This window comes from Novosphingobium sp. 550D (assembly GCF_057401885.1).
Map to the genome: position 1 here is coordinate 1,228,713 of NZ_CM171613.1, position 23,314 is coordinate 1,252,026.

Genomic DNA, 23,314 nt, shown 5'->3' on the forward strand with positions numbered 1-23,314 from the left:
TCAAATCCATGCAATGCCCCCGCCGCATGGCGACGAGGGCATGTCTGAATTCATCAGGCCTTGGCCAGACGCGCCTCCAGCGCGGCCTGCTGGTCAAGGATGGCCTGCGGCAATGTGCCCAGCGCAGCCAGATCGCGGCCGTTGCCTTCGGCTTCTTCACGCCAGTTGTCGGTGCTGACGGTCATCAGTTCGGCATATTGTTCCGGCGTGATGGACAGGCCCGACAGGTCGATGCCGCCTTCGACCGGATGCAGGCCGATGACGCTTTCCACCGCATCCGCCTTGCCCTGTGCGCGCTCGATCACCCACTTGACTACGCGGATGTTGTCGCCATAGCCGGGCCACAGGAACTTGCCGCCGCTCTTGCGGAACCAGTTGACCAGATAGATCTTGGGCAGGTTCGCGCCGCCATTGGCGACCTTGCCGGCCATATCGACCCAATGCTTGAAATAATCGCCCATCGCATAGCCGCAGAAGGGCAGCATGGCGAAGGGATCGCGACGCAGCGCGCCGATCTTGTTTTCCGCCGCCGCCGTGCCTTCCGAGGCAAGATTGGCCGCCAGATACACGCCGTGGTTCCAGTCGAATGCTTCGGTCACCAGCGGCACCGAGGTCGCGCGGCGGCCGCCGAACAGGAAGGCCGAGATCGGCACGCCCGCCGGATCTTCCCATTCCGCCGCAATCGAGGGGCACTGTGATGCAGGCACCGCGAAACGGGCGTTGGGGTGGGCCGCAGGCTTGCCGCTGGCCGGATCATAGGGATTGCCCTGCCAGTCGATCAGGCCCTCGGGAACGTCCTTGGTCAGCCCTTCCCACCACACGTCGCCATCGGCGGTCAGCGCCGTGTTGGTGTAGATGGCATTGGCATAAAGCGTGTCGATGGCATTCTTGTTGGTGTCGGGGCCGGTGCCCGGCGCCACGCCGAAGAAGCCCGCCTCGGGGTTGATCGCATAGAGGCGGCCATCCTTGCCGGGGCGCATCCATGCAATGTCATCGCCGATGGTTTCCACCTTCCATCCGGGCAGGGTGGATTCGAGCATCGCCATATTGGTCTTGCCACAGGCCGAGGGGAAAGCGGCCGCCACATAATGCGCATCACCCACCGGCGGGGTGACCTTCAGGATCAGCATATGTTCGGCCAGCCAGCCATCATCGCGCGCCATCACGCTGGCGATGCGCAGCGCAAGGCACTTCTTGCCCAACAGCGCGTTGCCGCCATAGCCCGAACCATAAGACCAGATTTCGCGCGTTTCGGGATAGTGGACGATCCACTTGTCATCGTTGCAGGGCCACACCACGTCCTTGACGCCTTCGGTCAGCGGCATGCCGACCGTGTGGACGCAAGGGACGAAGAAACCATCGCGGCCCAGCATGTCCAGAGCGGGTTGACCCATGCGCGCCATGATGCGCATGGACAGCACGACATAGGCGCTGTCGGTCAGCTCGACGCCCACCACGCTGCTTTCCGAACCCAGCGGGCCCATGCAGAAGGGTACGACATACATCGTGCGCCCTTCCATGCAGCCTGCAAACAGGCCGTTCAACGTTTCGCGGGTTTCGGCCGGGTCGCGCCAGTTGTTGGTCGGGCCTGCGCCTTCGGGCGTTTCCGAGCAAATGAAGGTGCGGCTTTCCACGCGGGCCACGTCGCGCGGGTCCGAACGGGTGTAAAAGCTGTTGGGGCGCTTATCCTGCGCCAGACGTACCAGCGTACCGGCATCGACCAGTTGCGAGGTCAGGCGATCCCATTCGGCCTGAGAACCATCACACCACACGATTTCCTTGGGCCGGGTCAGGGCCGCGACCTCTTCAACCCAGTCAATCAGCTTTTGATTGCGGGTCGGGGCGGTCATAACCGAATCGAGGGAAAGGGTGTCTTGGGTCATCGCGTTCCTCGCCTTTGCCAAATGCAAGCGTGAATTCGAATGCTTTGGCTGCACAACATACCTATGCGCTATCAGCAGAAGGCGCTTTCGTCGAGGCCCCTTGCACAGGATTCCGGCGGCAAGTGTGTAGGAAACGGCAAATGACCGAATATTTTTGACGCGGTCAGGTCTGTGTGCATTGCAGCATGTGAAGTACCCAGACAATTTGCACCGCGCGCGGCATGTAATTGGCGCCTTATGTCTGACATATCATAATTTTTGGGCGGCGAATTTCGGGTTTGGCCGAATCACCGATTGGGCATGCCATGTCCGCAATATTCTCTGGGCCTGCCTCCGCTGGCGCGAATTCGATTCCGGTCTGCGGTGTTTAAGCGGCGCAGGCGGCCGGCGGGCTGTGCCTGACGCGACCGCCATGTGGCTTTGCCGCCTCTCTTTGTGCTGGGGATAAGTTCACGGCTTCTGGCCGCGGATCGCAAGGCGGGCGGGGGAATGGTTACCGTGAATCGCGTCAAATGCGATTTACTATTTGCGATGGCGTCATTGAGGCGGGGAAAATTTTTTTAATCGCGTCGTCGCGAAAAAATGATCCGATCATTGGGCATGAAACCGATTGTGTCGCGAAAATCTGTTCCAGAGTGGCGATAAGCCGGCGCGATTGAACGAAATTATTAACATAGGAATTATGGAGTGAATTTCGCGATCCGGAGATATGCGTAATTAACTTTTGAAAAATTTCCTAAATCGAAAGTCAAATCACCCGGTTATTTACCAGTTCCGTGGATTTGGCCGTTAATTTATTGAGCCCATAAATGACTTCATCAAGTCAAAGGATGAAGAAAATGGGTAGCATCGTTTCAACTTATAATGCCGCCGGTGTTCTGTTGAAGGCCAGCTCAACTCCCACTAACGGTGTCAGCATTGGTACTGGTGTTACTTATGTAGAGGGTACTTTGAAGGCTGACCTTTTTCGTAGCAAGGGCATCGGAACCTCTATGGTTGGCGGCGCCGGTGATGACAGCTATTATGTCTATACTACCAAGGACAAGCCGATCGAAACGGCGGGCGATGGTGTCGACACGGTTTACTCGACGGTGAACTGGAAACTGGCCGATCATTTCGAAAACCTGCGCCTTGATGGCACCAACACTTGGGGCGTGGGCAACGCTCTCGACAACATCATCGCCTCCAGCAGTGGCACGCACTGGCTGGACGGTGGTCTGGGCAATGACGTCCTGATCGGCGGGACCGGCGCTGACACCTTCTTTCACAAGGCGGGTGAAGGCATGGACAAGATTGTCGACTTTACCACCGGCGTCGATACGCTGCGCCTTTCGGGATCGGGTCTGACCTCGTTCGAAAGCATCAAGGCCAAGATGGTGCAAGTCGGCAGCGATGTGGTCATCAAGCTGGGCACCAATGACTCAGTCACCCTGACCAACCATCTGATCAGCGACTTTACCGCCAATGATATCACCGGCAGCCTGAACACCAGCAAGCTGAAGCTGACCTTTGCCGATGAATTCAACAGCCTGAACCTGTACAATGGCACTTCGGGCACCTGGACCACGACCTATGGTTACGGCGGCGCGATGGCCAAGAGCAACCGCACGCTGAACGACGAGGCCCAGGTCTATACCGATGCCAATTGGCGCGGCACCGACGGCAAGATGACGCCGATCAATCCGTTCTCGATCACCAATGGCATCCTGAACATCACCGAAACCAAGCTGACGGCGGAACAGTCGGCATCAAACTGGGGGCTGCAATATTCGTCGGGCCTGCTGACCACCAAGTCGACCTTCTCGCAGCTCTATGGCTATTTCGAAGTCAACACAAAGCTGCCCGCCGGGCAGGGCATGTGGCCCGCCTTCTGGCTGCTGCCCGCCGATGGCACCTGGCCGCCTGAACTGGACGTGATGGAGCAATTGGGCAAGGACCCCGAAACGGTTTACATGACCGCCCATACCAGCGCGAACGGCAAGTTTAACGAATCGCTTCAGTCGGTTGTCCATGTCAGCGATGTGACCCAGAACTATCACACCTATGGCGTGCTTTGGACCGCGACCGACCTTGTATGGTATCTGGACGGGGCCGTCGTGGCCAAGGTCGCCACACCTGCCGATATGCATTCGCCGATGTACATGCTGCTCAACCTGGCGGTTGGCGGCGGTTGGGGCGGGGGCATCGTGGGGACGCCCGACAAGGCCACGATGCAGATCGACTATGTCCACGCCTATAGCATCAGCGAAACGGCCACCACGGCCGAGGTTCAGGCCGCGCTGGCGACATCGGGGACGATTGAGCAAACGGGTTTGACCAATATCGCCCAGACTCTGGCCGGCGGTTCGCTGACCAATGAGATCAAGGGTGGTCTGGGCGCGGATATCATCAAATCCACCGCGGAATCGAGCTTTTTGACCGGCGGCGCGGGCAATGACACCTTCATGCTGTCGAAGAGCGCGCTGGACGACACCATGGGCGGCAGCGGTGTTCAGAAAGTCATCACCGACTTTGAAGGCGCCAATTGCTGGGTTGCCGGTGGCAATGACGTGCTGGTCCTCAATGGTTTTGGTGCCGGTTCGACCATCACGTGGATGGCCGATGATCCGTCGAATTCCTCGCTGGGATATTATGACATCCATGACGGTGTGACGGGCATCGATTATGTGATCGGCATCCTGTCGAAGAATGGACAGCACCTGGCCATGACTGCGGACATCAAGTTCTATTGATCACTGGTTATGTCGGGGGCTGGAGCCGTCTCTGCCGATAAGGCGGGGCGGCTTCAGTCGTTTTGGGCATAAAGCCTTTGGGGGCCTTTGCATCGAAATAGTCGAAAAGAGAGCGAGGCGCGGCGGCTCCGATCAAAGTGGCCGCAGTTTTGGTTAATTGGAATGATATCCGATGCAATTGTAACGGCCAAGTTATTGACCTGACCTAGGAATGATACCTAACCTATACGGGTCAATCAGGAGCCATGCTGTGCCCAATATTGCTTCATCTATTCGTCATTCTGTTTCTTCGTCGACCTTGGGCTGGGCTTGCGCGTTGCTGGCGATGACCTCGGCGCCCGCCTTGGCGCAATCGACGGATCTTGAATGGCGCTCCATCGTGACGCAGGGGCAATCGAGCGAGGTGCGGATGCAAACGCTGACCGTTCCCAGCACGGCGACGGTCATGGGGCGCTATCGTCCGGAATTCTTTCCGATTGGCGGGCGCATCGGCTCCTTCTTTCTCTATCCCCGCCTGACCACGTCGGTGGAGGCGAGCGACAACCTCTTCGCCAACAACAATTACAAGGCCAGCGACGTGACCACTCGCATGAATGGTCAGATGATGCTGACCTCCAATTGGGGGCGCCACGCTTTCGATATTCAGGCGTTTGCCGGACATAACCTGCACGCGCGTTATGGGCGGGAGGATACGACCACCTTTGGCGGGGTGATCGACGGGCGGCTGGATTTCGGGCGGGCCGGGGCGGTGACCGCGGTGATCAGCAGCGAGCGCGGCACGTTGGACCGCAGCGATTTTACCAGTCCCAGCAATGCGTTGAAACCGGTGATGTATGACCGCCACTTTGCCGAGGGCAAGGTGCAACAAAGCTTTGGCCGGTTTCAGGTCAGCGCTGCGGTCAAGGCAACGCGGCTGGAATATCAGGATACGATTGCCCGCGACGGTTCGCTGATCGATCAGCAATTCCGCAACGGCGACTTCCTCGCCTATCAGGGCAGCGTCAGCTATCGCCTGTCCGAAGGGGTCAGGGTCATCACCAATGGCGCCTATACGGTGGCGCGATACAGCCTGCCGGTGGCCCAGGCGTTGCAGACGAACAATCTGCTGCGCAATTCGCACAAGAAGCGGGTGGAGGCGGGGCTACGCTTTGACTTTACCGATTCTCTGGTCGGCATGGTCAAGGCCGGTTGGATGGGCGTCGATTATGCCGATACGCGCCTGCGATCCTTCAACGGTTTGGCCTTCAGCGCCGATGTGGTTTGGACCCCGCGCCGTTCCACCAGTGTCCGTATCAAGGCCGACCGCCGGATTGATGAAAACACCTCGGTCAATGCCGCAGGGCAACGGGTGACCGAGGGCAGCCTGTCGGTCGAACATGAATTGTCACCCCGCCTGTTGATCGCGGGGCGGGGGAGCTATGCCGACCTGACCCCACTGGGCAATGATCCCAAGAGCAAAGTTGCCGCGGGTGGTGGACAGGTTCGCTATCTGGTCAGCCGACGCCTCAATCTGACGCTGGACGCGATGCACCAAAGCCGGACGTCGCAAAACCCGCAGTGGCAGTTTGATGAAAACCGGGTGATGATACAGGCGGTGCTGACGCTCTGACCGGGCGCTGAAGCGGCGTGTAAAAAAGGGGGCGGATCAGGCTGACTGATCCGCCCCCTTTTTTGTAGGCCATTTATGGGTTTGGCTCGGTAACGCTGGATTTCAGCGCCTCTCGGGCGCCCTCATCGCGGACCGGGCGCGCGCGGCTGATGCCGGGGTTAAAGCTGCGGTCGACATGCGACAGGATCTGGGTCAGGACGGGGATATTGCCCTGCCTCGACACCTTGTCATAGTGAACCGCCGGATCATACAGCTTCACATTCGGGTTCAGGAAACGCGTTTCCAATAGGCCCATCGCCCCAAGCAGGTTGAGCTTGGCCGAAGCCTCTGTGGCCACGGCATTATAGTAGTTGTTGCGCATGGACTGGAACGTGCTGGCCAAAACCAGCACGTCGAAGGTGCTTCGATCGCCGGCCTTTTGTTGACGCACGGCCCCGACATAGGCGCTCTTGGCGCGCTCCATCGCATTCTGGAAATGGACAATGCCAAGGCGCGCGGCGGCCAATTGGTCCCATGCCGTCCCCACCGCCTCACGCGTGTCGCGCAGGGCCGAATCGATCAGGCGCCAATCCGATTCATTGTTTTCCTTGGCCTCGTTCAATCGGCCCATGCGCAGACCGGAATCGAACAAAGGTTGCGTCAGCGCCAGTTGCACCACGACCTGCGTGTTGCGCAACAGGTTGTTATAGGGCGAATTGCTGGAATAGCCGACGCTGCCCTGCGCATCGATGCGGGGGCGGAATTCGGCGCGGGCGGCCTGTTCCTGCGCATGGGAAATGCGTTCCTTGGCCCGTGCGGAGGAGATCAGCGCGCTGTTCTGTTCGGCAAAGGAATAGGCATCGGCCAGATTGGTGAAGGGCACATCGGGCAAGGTAATATCGGCCAGTTCGCCCGGAGGCGCGCCGACATATTGCAGAAATTGCTTTTGCGAGACGCCCAATTGCCCCTGCGCCCGCAGCATGACCGCCTCGGCGGTTTCGCGTTCGGATTCGGTTTGGTCCAGATCGGTTTTGGTCAGGTCCTTATATTTGAACCTTGCCCGGTTGCCTTGCAATTGCAGGTCCAGAATCGCCACATTTTCGCGCGCGATGGTCAACAAGGCCGTGTCGCGCCGAACCGCGATATAGGCGGCCACGACATTGCCCAACACCTGCATTTCGGTCAGGCGCAGCGCCTCGCGCTGATATTCGACGGCGGCGATGGCGGCCTGTTCATTGGCGGCATTGCGACCAAATGTCAGGAGCGGCTGGCTCAAAACGGCGGAGGCCGTATAGGCCCAGCCGCGTGCGCCGACCCAAAGGCCGGCCAGCAATTCCTCCTTTGTGCGGGTGAACGTGTCGGCCATCGTCACCGTCAAGGCAGGCCCATAGGCGGAACGCGCCACCGGCACCCCATAATCGGCCGAGCGGGTCTGCGCGCGGGCGGACAGCAGCAGGGGATTGTTTTTATAGGCCAAGGCAATGGCATCGCCCAGATTGGTGACGGGGGGAGACACGTTCATTTCGCGCGGGCTGCGCGGGCGGGTCTTTTGGACCGGATCGGCCAGAGGGCAGTCCATGTCCGCACGGCACACCATCGGTTCGCCCGCGGTTGATACCGGATCAACCTTGGGCAGGGCGGCCTCATCGCCTTCTTGCGTGGGGGTGATGACGGGGGCGATCTGGACCTTTCGGGCCATATCTTGCGCGCCCGCGCCATGCGGAATGACCGCAACCGCCGCGATGCCCAGCATCAGCGATGTCTTCACCAAAGAGAGTTTAGCAATACGCATGACAAGACATCACCCGATCAAAAAGAATTACGGAAAGTGCATGTATTCATAGCTCTTTCCGTAAAACTCGGGCGAAGGATCGCATCCAAGACGAACCTAAATTAAGGTGACGATTTTGTGCGGGCGACGGGCCTTTCAATGGCCAGCGTTTGTATTGCTCAAGACAATGGCTGACGGCGCTCCACTATCGCCGGGCCGGGTCAGCACAAATTGCCAGAAGCCCATCGACCAGCCGAAATGCATGACGGCCAGTGCCAGACCCGATAGAAGCACGCAACCCGACCGCTCCTTGACCGCCAGCACCACGCCATAGGCGGCACAGGCCGACAACCATAGTAGCATCGGCACGGCCAACAGGGCGAGCCATGGCTCCACCATCGACAGCATCAGTGCCAGTGTGCCGATCATCCCCGCAGGCGCCAAGGGCACGGGAATAGCCTGTCGCAGGCGCAGCGGGGTGCGATGACGTGCCACATTCTGCGCTCTGCCATAGCCATATCCGCGATATTGCCGCAGCAAGGCCCGCGGCGTCCGGCGCGGAAAATAGGTCAGCGCGCAGGCCGGTTCCAGCCAAATGCGCCCGCCCAGCGCCGACAGCCTCTTGTCGAGTTCGGCATCCTCATTGTGCGAAAAGGCTTCGTCATATCCGCCCGCCTGACAATAGAGCGAGAGGTCAAACAGGGCGTGATGCCCGTGTTCGATCCATTGTCCATGCCCCATGTGGCGATGGGCCGCGCCGCCCGTCCCCAGCCGGGAATTTTGCGCCGCCGCCACCGCGCTTTGAAAACACGCCTTGCCATCGGTCACCATCGGCACCACGACGGAACTGGCCCCGGTCGCCTGCGCTCTGGCGATCAGAGTGGCGGCGTAGTGATCGGGATAGAGGCAATGTGCGTCGATCCGAACAAGCCAGCGATGCGCCGCGCCAAACCGCTGTACCGCCAGATTCATACCCGCGCTTTGGATCCGGCGCGGGTTGTCCAGCAGGATCAGGTTGGAATGCTGCGCCGCCAATTGCCGGACGATGGCACGGCTTTGATCCGTGCTGCCCCCGTCGGCTACGACGATGGTGGCTGCTCCGCTCTGTTTCAGCAATTGATCGAGAAGGCCCGGCAGATGGGCTTCTTCATTCAGGCAGGGAATGACGATCAGCGCCTGGGCCAATGCATCTTCGGCACGTGGTAACTGCGCCGTTGCGCTGGAACTTTCCAGAGTCATAGCGTTCATGCGGCACCTGTGATGATATGGAAATCGTTGAGGTTTTCGGCATCGGATTGACACACCGCCTCTACGGGCAGGGTGTTGACGGCCTGATGCAACGCGGCATAATCCCGCGTGGAAAGACCGCCGAGAAAGGCGGATAATTCGGTGGCCGGTTCGTCGAACGTGACGCCCACCCCATGTTCGTTCAGCCACTGCCCGGTCGCCACATTGTTCTGTGCCAGCGGGATCGCGCCATGGGCCAGCCCTTCATAAAGGCGGTTGGGCAGCAGCCACGCGGAATTGAGCCCTTCCTCGAAATAGTCGATGGCCCAGATGAAATGGATGCGGCGATAGAGGTCGGGCAGATCAGCGGCGCTGTAACGACCCAAGAATTCCACATACGGATCATCGGCCAATCTATCGGCAAAATCGGTGCCGAATTCCGCCTCGGACGGGATACCCGCGATCACCACTTTGATCCGCCCCTGCGCCTCTGCGGCCAGTTGGCGCAGGATCGCCAGGCTGCGTTGACAGCGCAACATGCCGAACCACCCGATGACCCATGGCGGCCCAGCCGGGGGCGGTGGAGGCACGGCATGGGGAACGGCCTGCGGCGGCACCTTGTTTTCGGACAGCAGATGCGGCCCCGTCCATCCGCGACGCTGTTTGAAATATTCGGACATAAAGAGCGGCGCGCTGACCAGAATCAAGGCGGTACGTGACAGCGCCCATTGTTCGATCCGGTGCAGCAACCTTGTCTTCCACCCATGACCCAGCAGCAGCCGATGTATGTCGAGGCATTCATAGACAAGCCTTTGCCCCGGATAGAGAATCCGGCGCCCGATCACCAAGGTTTCCAGATTGCGCGCGACGATGACATCGGCCTGCTCTGCGCACTGCCTTAACCGGCCGGGCGATAGGCAATGGCGCAAGACCAGCCACGCGCGCTGCATCAACCGGCCATCCGCCGTGACGCCCAGATCGATGATCGCGGCCGAACCGATCGGCTCCTTTTGGGCATCGTGGCGACAAAAACCCGCCAGAGTTACCTTGGCCCCATGCGTTTCAAACATGGTCAGGCGGCGGCGCACCGCCGCGTCATCGCGGTTATGCACCAGATAGAGCACTTTAGGCCGTACCGTCGGACCGGGCGGCGGCAAATCGAGATCGACAGAGGCGATATAGGGCGGGGCCATTATTTCTTCCCCTTGCCACGCGATTTGTCATGCGATTGCGCCAGCCATCGCGCATAGCGACGGTTCAGCCAGACACGAGCGGGCGTTTCGACCGCAAAATAGCTGACCAGCGCCACCGCGATTGCACAGCCCAACGCGCCCAGGCGCAGCGTCAGATCCCCATCGCGCGCATAGACGTAAAACGGCTGTTGCCAGAGATAGAGCGAGTAAGAGAGCAGGCCGATGGCCCCCAGCCCGCGCCACGACAGGGCGCGCACCATCCATGCCGGGCCCTTGTCGATCCAGACCACCGCAAAGGCGATGGACGCCGTGCCCAACGTGCCGGTCCAGAAGGGCGGATGATGCAGATCACCCACAAAGCAGGCCGCCCCCAAAATCAGCGCCGCCGGAACCATCCATGCGCGAACCGCCCAGAAATCGGGATGCCATTGGCGACTGAGAAACAGGACCGCAGGCGCCAGAATGGAGGCCACATGCACGTCCGAACGCCAATAGGCCTGATACCAGTCCTGTCCCAGAACCGCGGTGCTGATCACGCCATTGACCATGGCGAGCAAGCACAATGTCAGGATCAGCGCCCATGCGAGCCGGGGGCGATGCGCGCTGATCGCCGCGATCAGGCCCAGCGTGATATAGGCATGCTCTTCGACGCACAGCGACCAGATGTGATCCACCGCCCCGGCGTGATAGCCAAGGGCAGCGGCATAATTGTAAACCAGCAGGATGGCCGCCGCCGCATATTTTGGCCCAATCGCCAGATCGCTGCGCATCAGCGCCAGTGTGGCGACCAGCACCATGACCAGCAGCGCGGGATAGATACGCGCGATCCGCCGGGGATAGAATTGCCGCAGGGGCATCTGCTGGATAAAAAGGATTTCCGCCATCAGCCGCCCGCTGAGCACGAAGAACAATTCCACGCCCAGTTTGCCCGCCTCGAAAGACGATATGTTCAGGAAGTGTCCGGCAAGCACGAGCAGGATCGAGGCGCCACGCCATCCATCCAGAAAGGGCAGGCGGGCATGCGACGTCTTGGCCGAGGCGACGCCGTCCGACGCGGTGTTGGCGTTGAGGCGGGAGGGATGCAGCCGTATGGCGCCATCCCTGTCCGGCAGATTGCCAATTGGAGTGGTGGATAGATGAGGTGAGGGGGTCAAACTGCGTTTCGCCTCGGGCGCTCCCTTTTGGCTGACGCACGAGTTTTGCCACAGTTGAGGGCAGGGTTCATGCCGCGATGCCGCCGAATTGATCGCATTTCATTCGCGTCAATTACCAATATGGCACTATCGCGGAGGCGTGAACCTATTCATTTCGCAAGAATGATTTTCGGATTATTGCGCAATATCCATTTTTCGCGGCCAATTTGTGCGATTCAGGAGGGTGAATATCGCCCCGGAAAAACCATTACGGTTTTATCCAGATCGGATTGAATGCAAATACGGATGCTCATTGATCGCGTTATGTCTGGCAAGGCGGCTCCCTTTTTTCGACATTCGGCATCTCGCTCTCGCCCGATTCGGACGGCATGGAAAAATTCCATGCAAATGGCACACAAGATGACGGTTAATCGCGGGTGAATTTCCCAATATTGTTAACATAGGTCGATGGTCGGGCGCTGGGCTTTCAATGCCTGTTTAATATCGTGCCGCGACTCAACACATGGCGTGATCGCTTTGATCGATCACCTTCTCCGAACCAAAGCCGCTTTGGACTGGTCGTCTTCGTTTCGGACCCAACTTTGGTTGTGCTTGGCCAAGAGTTACCGGAATACCCTTACGGTAAGGAGAAAGCTAATGGCCACCGCATCAGCTGAGATTAGGTATGAAAGTCCACCACAGGAGAAAAGCGAGATCCTGCCCGATCCGCGTCATCTTCTGGCGATTTTTCTAAGACGAATCGTTGTTTTTGTTTGTGTGGCATTGGTGGTGATGAGCGCCGTTTTGGCGGCTTTGTTCATGACCAAGCCGATCTATTCTTCAACGGCCAGCATTCTTATTGAACCGCGCAAGCTCGATCCTATTGGTGGGACGCCGGTGATGTCGGGCCTGCCCGCCGATACTTATGTGGTCGATACGCAAACTCGCCTGATCGGTGCGCCCGAAGTGGCGCTGGCCACCGTGCGAGAGTTGAAACTGGCCGATAATCCGGAATTTCGCCGGGCGGATACGTCCAATTCGACCGCGCTGCCCGCGGTGAAGGACAGCGGCGGACAGGCCGTGCCGATGACGGCGGGTGAACGCAATGCCGTGGCCAGCCTGTTGGGCCGCCTGCGGATTCAGCGGTCGGGTCTGACCTATGTCATCGATGTGACGGCCACGGCGCAATCGCCCGACATGGCCGCCGCCATCGCCAACAGTATTGCGCGGCAATATCTGGCGACCCAGCGCGCGACCAAGCAGAATGAAACCGAACAGGCCGGCACCTTTGTTTCGGCCCATGCCGATGAATTGCGCCGCACGGCTTTGGAAGACGATGCCAAGCTGCAGGCCTATATCAATTCGCACAACCTGATGAGCGCACAGGGCGCAACGGTTGCCGAACAGCAGGTTTCGACTCTTAACGAGCAGATCGCCACTGCACGCGCCAATTACGCCCAGACCGTGGCCCGTTACGAGGCCGCGCGGTCGCAATTGTCGAGCGGCGGCAGCGGCGGTGTGGGCGCGGTGGTCCAGTCCGAAACGATCCGTTCCATGCGCATCCAGGAATCGCAACAGAGCGCGCAACTGGCCGAATTGCAGGCGCGTTATGGCGACCTGCATCCTGATGTGATCAAGGCCAAGCGCAATCTGGCCGATGTGCGTCAGCAGATCGCGGCGGAAACGGCACGAATTCTGGCCTCGCTGCGCGCCGATGTGTCGGCGGCCAGCTCGAACCTTGCCTCGCTTCAGGCCAGCCTTGGCGGTGCGCGCAGCTCGCTGGTGGCCAATGGCTCGGCGCAGGTCGGCCTGTCCGATCTTCAGCGCAAGGCAGAGGCCAGCAAGACCGTCTATGCCAATTTCCTTCAGCGTTCGAAGGAAGTTGAGGGGCAGGTCAAGGTTCCGCTGCCCGATGCCAGCATTGCCGCCATCGCGCGCCCCGGTGAAAAGCCGCTTTGGCCCAATTATCCGCTGGCCCTGATGCTGGGCGGAATTGTGGCGGTCATGCTCGGTCTGGTGGCCGTGGCGGTGGCCGAATATCTGGATGACAGCATCAGCACGCGTCAGGATATTGTGAAGAACCTGCATGTTGAGTATGCGGGCGGTCTGCCCGACATCAACAAGCTGCCCAAGGTTCAGGCCCAATGCGCGCCGGAGGATTACGTCCTCGACTACCCGTTCTCGGTCTATACCGAGGCCGTGCGCAACATTGGCGCTTTCCTCAAATTGAACCGGCCCGGCGCGTCCAAGGTCATTACGCTGGCTTCTTCGTTGCCGCGTGAAGGCAAGACGACGCTGGCGATCAGTCTCGCTCGCGTGCTGGCCGAAGGGCATGCGCGGGTGCTGCTGATCGATGGCGACTTGCGCCGTTGTTCGGCCAGCCAGTTGCTGGTTCCGGGCGCGCGTCATGGTCTGATCAACGTGCTCGATGGCAAGGTTTCGCTGGCCGATGCACTGGTCAAGGATGAGCGGAGCAACCTTGTCGTCCTGCCCGCTCTGGTCAAGGAAATGTCGTCCGGCGCGTTTCAGGCCGAAGCCATCGGTGCGCTGATGACCCAGTTGCGCCAACAGTTTGACGTCATCATCATCGATACGGCGCCTGTTCTGGCGGTGGCCGATACGCGCCTGCTGGGCTGGCTTTCGGACTCGACCCTGATGGTCTGCCGCTGGCGCAAATCCAGCATCAAGGCCGCGAAGGTTTCGGTCGATATCCTTAACCAATCCGGCGCTCGCGTGGTGGGTACGGCGCTGTCTTTGGTCGATACCCGCAAATATGCCTCAATCGGCGTGGGCGAGGCCTATGGCTATCATCGTAGCCTTGCGACCTATCATTCGTAAATTGGGCGAGAATATGATCCCCGCGGAATGGAGGATGCCGTGAATAAGGCGCGAATGCCCCAATCCGGGCGGGAGATGCAGATCCAGGAAGCGCTGAAAATGTGCCGCGTGTTCTTTGTGAACGCGGGAATTTTCAGCGCCTTCCTGAACATTCTCTATCTCGCACCCACGATTTATATGCTTCAGGTCTATGACCGTGTGGTTCCGACGCGTGGTTTTGCCACGCTCGGGCTGCTCACCCTGTTGTTTGTCGCTTCGGCGGCGACCATTGCGGTGCTGGACCTGATCCGCACCCGCTTGTTCGTGATCGCCAGCCAGCGGCTGGACGTGCAACTGTCGGGCAAGATTTTCGACGCCCTGATGCGGGCGGGGGCCAACAGCGGGACGGTCACCAATTCCACGCTGATGCGTGAATTTGACCAATTGCGCGGGGCTTTGACCGGGCAAGGCATGCTGGCCCTGTTCGACCTGCCATGGGCGCCGATCTACATCATCGTTTGTACGATATTGCACCCCTATCTGGGCATTTTTGCCACCGTGGGCGGGCTGATCCTTGGCTTGCTCAGTTGGGTAAACGAAAAGATTACCAAGGCGGCCATTCAAAAGGTCCATGGTGCAAACCAGTCGGTTTTTCAGGCCATGGACAGCGCGCTGAACAATGCCGGTGTCATTGGCGCTTTGGGCATGCGCCCGTCCTTTGTCCGGATCCAGATTGGAGAGAGGCTTTCGACCAATCTGATCACGGCGCGGGCCGGGTTGCAGACGGCGGTTATCACATCCTTTGTGAAGGCGATCCGGTTGATGCTGCAATCGCTGGCGCTGGGGCTGGGCGCCTATCTGGTGATCAGCCAGCAGATGTCGCCCGGCGCGATCTTTGCGGCCTCGCTGCTGGTTTCGCGCGCTTTGTCGCCGATCGAAATGGTCACGGCCGCGTGGAAAAGTCTGGCGCAGGCGCGTTCGGCCTATGAGCAGATCGGAAACCTGTTCGAAGGCGTCGGGCCGGTGCCGCAACGCACGTGGCTGCCCGAGGTTCAGGGGCGGCTTCAGGTCGAAGCCTTGAGCGTGGCATCTCCTGCGCGCGATCGCCTCCTGCTTCAGGGGATCAGCTTTGGCCTGCTGCCGGGCGATATGTTGGGCGTGATCGGGCCGAGCGGGGCGGGCAAATCGACTTTGGCGCGCGCGCTGGTCGGGATTGCGCCTTTGGTGAATGGCGCGGTGCGCATTGATGGCGCCGCTCTGGCCGATTGGCCCGAACGCCAATTGACCAGCGCCATCGGCTATGTCCCACAGGAACCGACGCTGTTTCGCGGGACAATCAAAGAGAATATCGCCCGCTTTCAGGAAACCTTCCCCGGCGAAGGCGGCCTCGACGCCGAGGTCGTGCGTGTGGCGCAATTGAGCGGCGTGCATGAATTCATCCTGCGCCTGCCCAAGGGGTATGACACCGAACTCAGCTATAATGGCAGCGGCCTTTCGGTCGGACAGGCACAGCGCGTGGCTTTGGCGCGGGCGCTGTTTGGCGGGCCGCGCCTGCTGGTGCTGGACGAGCCCAATTCGGCGCTGGACGCCGATGGTGAGATGCATCTGATCCGAACTTTGGCCGAATTGCGCAAAAGGCGGGTGACTATCGTCGTTGTCGCCCATCGCGCGGGCATTCTGGCCGATGTGGACAAGTTGTTGGTCATTCGTGACGGCCGCGCGGAAATGTTCGGCCCACGCAAGGATGTGATGGAGCGCCTGTCGGGCGGTCAAGCGGTCATGGCGCCGCAACCATCGGAAAAAGCGGCGGAGGATTGATCTATGTCGGACAGTAATATCGTTGCGATGGAGGTCGTCAGCACCGAAAAGATGATGATCTCTAGCGGGATCAGAACGATCGAGGAGGATAGCAAGCGCGATATCTGGGGCGGATGGGCTGTTATCCTGCTGTTCTTTCTGGGCTTAGGCATCTTCTCCTTCATGGTTCCGTTGGACAGCGCCGCCACGGCGGAAGGGGCCGTGACGGTCTATGGCAACCGCCAGACGGTCCAGCACCGCGATGGCGGCGTGGTCAGCGCGCTCTATGTTCAGGAAGGGCAGCAGGTTAAAGCGGGCCAAATCCTGCTCGAACTCAACGGCGGCGAAGTGGTCGCCAATGAACGCGCTCTGGCCAGTCAGGTGATCGGGCTTCAGGCGGAAAAGGCGCGTTTGATGGCCGAATTGGTCGGTCAACGCGCCATGTATGAACCGGTCAGCTTTGCTCACCTTGATCCGCAAGACCGCAAGCTGGCCGATGATGCCATGCGGCTTCAGCGGGCCGTGCTGGACGCGCATTACACCGCCATCGGGCAACAGCGTCGGATCCTGCAAAAACAGGCCGCCCAGTTGCAGGAACGCCGCAGCGGCTTGACCAAGCAACTGACCTCCGCCGAAAAGCAGGCGTCGCTGTTTGATGATGAATTGGCGGGCGTGCGGGCTCTGGCCGAACAAGGCTATGCCAGTATGAACCGCGTGCGCGAACTGGAACGCGCGCGGGCGCAATTGTCGGGGCAAAATGCCAGCCTGTCGGCCGATCACGCCTCGGTGGGGGCGCAATTGGGCGAAACGCAAATGCGGTCGATGTCTTTGGGCACCGATAATGACCGCGTGGCCGCCGATGAAATGCGCAAGGTGGATGAAAATCTGGCCGATATCCTGCCCAAATGGAATGCGGCGCGCCATCTGGTCGAAGCCACAAAGATCCGGGCGACGGCATCGGGTTCGGTGGTGGGCCTTTCGGTCTTTACCGTGGGCGGCGTCATCGGCGCGGGCCAGAAATTGATGGAAATCGTGCCCAAGGAGGCCAATCTGGTCGTCACGGCCAAGGTCAATCCCAATGAGGCCAATGACCTGCGTGTCGGCGATGTGGCCGAATTGCGCTTTCCTTCCCTGCACGAACGTCGTTTGCCGATGATTGAGGGCAAGGTGACGCGGGTTTCGGCCGATATCCTGTCGGATGAAAAGTCGAACACATCCTATTACACGATCGAGGTGACGGTCGATCCTGCCGATATTGAAAAGATCAACCAGCTCAAGGGGCGGACCTCCGCTTTGAAGCCGGGCCTGCCCGCACAGGTGCTGGTCAAGGCGAAGAAGCGCACTTTGATGGAATATCTGCTGGAACCCTTCCGTCAGGCCCTGTGGCGCAGCGGGCATGAGCTGTAATCAGGCATAGAAAAAGCCCCCTTGGCGGTTCCACACCGCCAAGGGGGCTTTTTCATATGGACCTTATTCAACGACGTTCAGATAGCCCACCTTGATCAACCACGCCGCATGGCGCAGCAAAATCGGCGGCGGCACATCGGGGATCGCGGTCATCAGGGCGCCGATCTGAACCTTCTGACCATTCATGATGGCCCCGATCCGGGCGATCAGCTGGGCGGGAGGCAGCAAGTTTTCGACCAGCCGCGTGGCGTCCAGATTGACCCCAGCATCGGCTCCCGGCCCCACCCAAACATTGGGCGTCAGGTGGCGCGTGGCAAATCCCGCAAAGATGGTGAAAGGATCGCTGGCCGCCGGATCGGGCGATTGGTGGCGCATCAGGGCGGGCGGAGCCTTTGCCCTGATCTCGGCCAATTCGGCCCACAGGTCCTGATACGCCCGGATCACCACGGGCCAGTCATAGAGGGCTTTGACGCGCGCCTTGCCCGCGGCCCCCATCTTGACCCGCAACGCAGGATCGGCGGCCAGTGTCGAGAGAGCCTTTGCCGCCGCATCAATATCCGCGCTGGTGAACTGGCTGACCGATCCGATATAGGCGTCGTAATTGATCCACCCTTCGGCGTAAAATCGCGCAATGTCACCGGCATGTCCCGGCGGCGGTTGAGTGGTGGGAATCAAAAAACCGGTTTCTCCATCCACGACACTGTCGCGAAAACCGTCCCAGTCGGACACCACCACCGGCAGCCCCGCCGCCATGCCCTCGACTGGGGCCAGTCCAAAGCTTTCCTGAACATTGTCGGCCAATTGATAGAAGATGTCGGCGGCCGCCCACGCTTCCCTACGTAGGTTTGCCTTGCGCCCGTCGACAAAGGAAACGCGGACCGACGGGGCCAATCGTGCCGCCGCCTGGCGAAAGGCGGCCTGTTGGTGGTCATTGGCGAACCAACCGACAAACAACATCGCCATTTTTCCGCCATGGGGCACATGGGCCGCTGCGCGCTCCAACGCCATCAGCATCGGCGCCGGATTGGCTTTCGCATGCATGGACAGGCGGCCAACATAGACACAGGCCACGTCATGCCGGTCGATACCCAGCTTTTGCCGCGCCTTGTTCCGCAATCCGTCCAACCCGTCAAAGTCATTCGCGGCCACGGCCAGCGGGATCACCGGCAATTGCGGCAAATCCAGCGCACGCGCGCCATAGCGCTCCACCGCGAAGGCCTGCTGCTGCTCAATCAGGCGCAGGGTCACATCGCGGATCGCCCGCGACGGGCAAATCAGCGCGTCCCACGCATGGAACGGCGCCGATACCAATTCGGTCACCGCGCGCATCGCCCGGTCGCTGGACAAAGTATGGGTCAAGCCACAGATGCTGTAGCGCGCCGCGCCAAAATAGCGCCTGCGCCATGCATGTTCGGTCAGGCTGGGATGATAGCAGAACAGAGTCCCGGCTTGTTCCAGCCCCGAAACGTCACGGGTGTTCATACAATGGGCGCGGGCCGACGGGGCCAATTGCTTGACCACCTGTTCAAAGCTGGCTCCGTCGGCGGCGGAACGCACGAGGGCGCCGAAATCATCGCCACCGGAATGTTTCAAATAGGCCCGTAAAAATCCTTCGCCCGCCGCCTGTCGCCCCATGGGGGTTTGATTTTGCATGGAAAAGGCTTCGGGCACATAATCAATCGTGGCCAAAGCCCGCACACGATCCATCAGCGGTTCGGCAATGGTCACGCCGCCACCAGCGCGCCCGCTTGTTCATCCCACGCCAGGCGCGTTTCGACCGGCTTGATCAGAAAGCTTTCCGCATCCGCCGCCTTGGGCGTATCGACCAGCACCGCCTCCAGGCTGGGATAGGCCGATTGCGCCACGATCAGCGGTTCAAACGAAGGGCCGGCCACTTTGACATAGCGGTCGCCGCGCCGCTCCCACCCGGCCATGGAGACTTGATCATAGCTGCCCAGATCAGCCGCAGGAAAGCTGTCCGGCGTTTGAGCGTCAGGGGCAAAGGGCAGGACCAGCCGGGGGCTGAGGCTCTTTTCCCGCAAGGCAAGGCCGATGGCGTCCAGACGGGCGCGGCCTTCATCATCCAGCACCCGCGAAGTCAGCACCGCCGCACATGCGCCGGGCAAATCGGCGGTCGCGCGTTGCCGCCGCATCCGGTCCACCCGCGCCTGAATTGGCAAGGCAAGCAGGGCCGCCGCCCCCGGATTACGGGCCATTTCGGCCAATGCGACGCCCCATTGCCTCCCCTTGATCGCGCCGACCAGCGTGTCAAAGGCCAGCGCCCGATCCAGTGACGCATGTCGTTCCAGTCTGGCGGCCTCAACCTCGGTCTGTCCCGCGATGCGCTGTGAAAATTCGATATCGGCCTGCTTCAGCGCCTCAATCTGGGCGCGCTTCAACTTGGCCGAATTGGAGCTGGAATGCTTGCGATAGAAATACCACGGTTCGGGCAGAAGGTAGAATTCCAGCCCATGTTCGAGCAGACGCAGCAGGAAATCATAATCCTGCGCCAACCGTAGGGCGGGGTCATACCAGACGCCGCTATCCCGCCATTTTTCGGCGCGCACCATCGGTTTGACATAACCGAGCGAACCATACCGGCCATACATCGGATTGCCGCGCACAAAATCGGCCAACGAGACATGATGCCCGCCGCGCGCATGTTTGCCCCCCAGCAGGCCGTGGGGCGCACGTTTGCCATCATCGTAAAAGGTCAAAAGATCATCGGCGATAATATCCGCGCCTTGTTCATCGGCGGCCTCGATCAGCTTGGCAAGGCGGTGTGGATACATCAGATCATCGCTGTCCAAAACGGCCAGCCAGCGCCCATTGGCGTGACGCAGCGCCATGTTGCGCGCGACCGCCGACCCGGAATTGCGTTCCAGCCGATGCACTTGGACAAGGCCGGGGAATTCATCGGCCATGGCCTGTGCCACCGCCACGCTGCCGTCGGATGAGGCGTCATCGACAAACACAACCTCGACCGAAACGCCGCATTGTTGCAGGGCCGAGCGGATCGATTGCGCGATATAGGGTTCGCAATTGAAATTCGGCATGATGATCGAAACGTCGAATGTCGGCATGGCACCGCCTTTATAAATAAGCTGTGCAGCCCGCCGGTCACCTTGCGCATCATGGCGTCAAAGGTTCAGCGCCTGCGCCGTCAAATCTATCAGCCTTGTCCGGCCATTGCTCATCCAAATGGCTCTTTTCTGGTGGGATTATAAGTAAGAACCCGCGTATTTGGATCGACTTTGTCCGGGCGCGCGGTATGATTCTTTATGATTTATGAAAAAAGGCGCCGACGTGTGCGAACACGCCGGCGCCTTTTTTTGAGTGACTGCATTCAGCGAATGCGTTCACATCAAATCAATACCACTTAATATCGCCCGAAGCCGACGACAGGGCCTGACCATTGAGGGACACGATGCCGATCGTATAGTCATGGCCGGTCGCGGCGTCATGCAGGTTGTAGTAATAGAGCACAGCGTCCGGGCTGGTCGTCGGGGCGGTATAATGCGTCGACGTACCCGTCACGGTCAGGGTCGAACCAGCGCCAAAGCCGGTCAGCAGCAGCAGGTCATTGTTGCCCGAAACCCAGGTCGCAGCGCCCTGAAAATCGGTGATCAGCTTCTGGGTCGTCGCGCCCGAGAGCGAGGCGTCCAGATCGGCGGCCTTGATCAGGAACGTGTCATTGCCCGCACCGCCCGACATGCGGTCGATGCCCGAACCGCCCCAAAGCGTGTCATTGCCCGCGCCGCCGTCGAGACGGTCGTTACCGGCGCCGCCGTACAGCTTGTCATCGCCTGCACCGCCCAGAAGATAATCGTTGCCGGTGCCACCGATGAACGTGTCGCCATAGGCCGAGCCGTAGACGGTGTTGCCGCTGTTATCGAGGGTCTGGGTCACTGCGCTGGTTGAATAGGTATAGTTATAGGTAGCCATAAAATCGCCTCCACTGGCACTGGCGGACCGAATCTAATCATTCCCCTCCAGTTCGCTTTGCATTCTAGCCCAAAGAAGAAAGTGGTAAATACGAAAAAAATACTTTTCAAACCACTATGAACCAAAATTTATCAAGTGAATATGCCGTGGCAAACAATGGCTTGGAGTAATTTTGGTTGCAAGAAAAGAGGTATTTTGGATTAAGTTTATTAAATTAAGGGTTAATACTTAAATATTGGTCCGCGAATTTGCCTTCGTGGTGGGCCGATCTGGGGTGATGGAGAAATCTTCGCGACAATCGTTCGGCGCAATCTTGCGCATGAAACCGTTATGGGACCGCGTCGATTCGTTCCTGCGGCTTCGCTGGTGTGAAATGCCGATGGGTGCGACTTGCGCCTGATCTCCTCCAAAGGCGATCCATCTGTCCTTTCCCCTATGCGGCCTTGCGGATTAGCGTTTAGGAAGAAGGGGCGGCATTCTGGCTGATCGTCTTCGAATCTATCCCATTTTTTACTGGGTGATCCATGGACCAATTCAGTCAGCCTCTGTTCTCGCCCATTCCCATGGGCCCGGTTGCCCCGGTGCGCCCCATTCATGGCGCGCTGCGCATGACGGGGGAAACGTGGATTTCGCTGGCGACCTTTGCGCTGCTCCTGTTCCTGCCCCAATCGCATGGGGCCTCGCCCTATCTGCTCATCGGCCTTTACACTGTGATCACAATCCTCCGCCCGGCGGAATCGACGCGCCGGATGCAGGGGCGGTGGATTTTGTTCGCCCCGGGATTTTTTGCCTTGCTTTCGGTTGCGTGGTCGATTGAACCGATCACCACGCTTCGGCTCAGTCTGGAGCTTATCTTTACGATCTATATCGGCCTGTGGCTGGCGGGTTCTCCGCGCCCCGGTGACGTGCTGGCCGGGCTTGCGCTGGCGGGCATGGTCTATCTGCTTCTGGCGCTGGTTTTGGGGCAAACGGTGGCGGTGGGGCTGACGCCGGGCCAAACGGCTTTCTCCGGCTTCAATTCGGGCAAGAATCTGTTTGGTGATATTGCCGCCATCGGCATTCTGGCCATGGTCGGGCTGCATTTCGAAATCTGGATGAAGCGTCCGATTGTCACCTTCCTGCTCTTGCTTGCTCTGTTGGCGGAGGTGAACGCCATTATCCTCTCGCAATCGGCGGGGGCGATTGTGGCCGGTTTCGGTGGCTGCGTGGTGATGGTGCTGATGGTGGTCATGGGGCGTGTGGGGCCGGTTGTTCGCGCGTGGCTGCTGATCCTGCTGGCGCTTTCGGCTTTGCTGGCGTTGACCGCCTATCTGGTGGCGGGCGATGCGTTGATGCAGGCCTTGCTGGCTATGTTCAACAAGGATCCGACGCTGACCGGGCGCCAATATCTCTGGGCCAGATCGGAAGATATTATTGCCGGTCATTCGGTTCTGGGGCTGGGCTACAGCGCGTTCTGGGTGCCGGGCAATATCGATGCCGAAGGACTGTGGACCTGGGCGCGTATTCCGGCGCGGTCCGGTTTCAATTTTCACAACACGATCATCGAAAACCTGGTCGAGGTTGGCTATGTCGGCGTGGCCGTGCTGGGTGTCACGGCCTTGGTGGGGACGGCGGGCCTGTTGCTCCGGTCTATGCGCCATGGTGAAACGGCCGCGGCCTGTTGGCTGGCGATCCTTGCGTATGAATGCACGCGCATTCCGATTGAGGCTTTGGGGCCGCTGCCTTTCTATCATACCACGGTGCTGGTCTGGGTCGCATGGGGCATGGCATGGCCGCATGCGGGGCATCGTAAAGCGGAAATGGCGCGCTATGATTAGGCGT

At 59.8% G+C, this 23,314-nt stretch carries 14 protein-coding genes; 6 read left to right on the forward strand and 8 right to left on the reverse strand.

What is annotated here, in order from left to right:
- Positions 1–53 precede the first annotated feature (53 nt).
- Complete coding sequence (locus tag AC2S2E_RS05900) at positions 54–1,883, reverse strand: phosphoenolpyruvate carboxykinase (GTP) (protein WP_486524085.1); 1,830 nt, start codon at positions 1,881–1,883, stop codon at positions 54–56.
- Between the two features lie 992 nt (positions 1,884–2,875).
- On the opposite strand from AC2S2E_RS05900, the gene AC2S2E_RS05905 reads away from it, so the two are divergent.
- Positions 2,876–4,615: a glycoside hydrolase family 16 protein gene (locus tag AC2S2E_RS05905; RefSeq protein ID WP_486524086.1), complete on the forward strand. Its 1,740-nt coding sequence runs from the start codon at positions 2,876–2,878 to the stop codon at positions 4,613–4,615.
- Between the two features lie 325 nt (positions 4,616–4,940).
- Positions 4,941–6,224, forward strand: coding sequence for an outer membrane beta-barrel protein (locus tag AC2S2E_RS05910; RefSeq protein ID WP_486524088.1), 1,284 nt, complete (start codon positions 4,941–4,943; stop codon positions 6,222–6,224).
- A gap of 73 nt (positions 6,225–6,297) precedes the next feature.
- Here the strand turns inward: AC2S2E_RS05910 and AC2S2E_RS05915 are convergent, their stop codons facing one another.
- The 4 genes from AC2S2E_RS05915 to AC2S2E_RS05930 form a co-directional block, all read right to left on the reverse strand.
- The gene (locus tag AC2S2E_RS05915; RefSeq protein ID WP_486524089.1) at positions 6,298–7,995 is read right to left on the reverse strand and encodes a TolC family protein; all 1,698 of its coding nucleotides are present in this window, start codon (positions 7,993–7,995) and stop codon (positions 6,298–6,300) included.
- A 135-nt stretch (positions 7,996–8,130) separates the two neighbouring features.
- Positions 8,131–9,222: a glycosyltransferase family 2 protein gene (locus tag AC2S2E_RS05920; protein ID WP_486524090.1), complete on the reverse strand. Its 1,092-nt coding sequence runs from the start codon at positions 9,220–9,222 to the stop codon at positions 8,131–8,133.
- The gene (locus AC2S2E_RS05925; protein ID WP_486524091.1) at positions 9,219–10,394 is read right to left on the reverse strand and encodes a glycosyltransferase family protein; all 1,176 of its coding nucleotides are present in this window, start codon (positions 10,392–10,394) and stop codon (positions 9,219–9,221) included. Before AC2S2E_RS05925 ends, AC2S2E_RS05920 begins: the two co-directional genes overlap by 4 nt.
- A complete protein-coding gene (locus AC2S2E_RS05930; protein ID WP_486524092.1) occupies positions 10,394–11,548 on the reverse strand; it encodes an acyltransferase family protein in 1,155 nt (384 codons plus the stop codon). The genes AC2S2E_RS05925 and AC2S2E_RS05930 overlap by 1 nt, the downstream gene beginning before the upstream one ends.
- A gap of 771 nt (positions 11,549–12,319) precedes the next feature.
- Here AC2S2E_RS05930 and AC2S2E_RS05935 point away from each other — a divergent pair.
- The 3 genes from AC2S2E_RS05935 to AC2S2E_RS05945 are packed head-to-tail and all read left to right on the forward strand — an operon-like array spanning position 12,320 to position 17,548.
- Complete coding sequence (locus tag AC2S2E_RS05935) at positions 12,320–14,365, forward strand: GumC family protein (RefSeq protein WP_486524093.1); 2,046 nt, start codon at positions 12,320–12,322, stop codon at positions 14,363–14,365.
- A 39-nt stretch (positions 14,366–14,404) separates the two neighbouring features.
- Complete coding sequence (locus AC2S2E_RS05940; RefSeq protein ID WP_476100956.1) at positions 14,405–16,162, forward strand: type I secretion system permease/ATPase; 1,758 nt, start codon at positions 14,405–14,407, stop codon at positions 16,160–16,162.
- A gap of 3 nt (positions 16,163–16,165) precedes the next feature.
- Entirely contained in the window at positions 16,166–17,548 is a 1,383-nt protein-coding gene (locus tag AC2S2E_RS05945) for an HlyD family type I secretion periplasmic adaptor subunit (protein ID WP_486524094.1), read from the forward strand.
- Positions 17,549–17,611: 63 nt separating this feature from the next.
- On the opposite strand, the gene AC2S2E_RS05950 is transcribed toward AC2S2E_RS05945, so the two are convergent.
- The 3 genes from AC2S2E_RS05950 to AC2S2E_RS05960 form a co-directional block, all read right to left on the reverse strand.
- Complete coding sequence (locus AC2S2E_RS05950) at positions 17,612–19,276, reverse strand: glycosyltransferase family 4 protein (RefSeq protein WP_486524096.1); 1,665 nt, start codon at positions 19,274–19,276, stop codon at positions 17,612–17,614.
- A complete protein-coding gene (locus AC2S2E_RS05955; protein ID WP_486524097.1) occupies positions 19,273–20,631 on the reverse strand; it encodes a glycosyltransferase family 2 protein in 1,359 nt (452 codons plus the stop codon). The genes AC2S2E_RS05950 and AC2S2E_RS05955 overlap by 4 nt, the downstream gene beginning before the upstream one ends.
- 286 nt (positions 20,632–20,917) lie before the next feature.
- Positions 20,918–21,493: a calcium-binding protein gene (locus tag AC2S2E_RS05960; RefSeq protein ID WP_476100964.1), complete on the reverse strand. Its 576-nt coding sequence runs from the start codon at positions 21,491–21,493 to the stop codon at positions 20,918–20,920.
- 563 nt (positions 21,494–22,056) lie between these two features.
- On the opposite strand from AC2S2E_RS05960, the gene AC2S2E_RS05965 reads away from it, so the two are divergent.
- A complete protein-coding gene (locus AC2S2E_RS05965; protein WP_486524098.1) occupies positions 22,057–23,310 on the forward strand; it encodes an O-antigen ligase family protein in 1,254 nt (417 codons plus the stop codon).
- Positions 23,311–23,314 lie beyond the last annotated feature (4 nt).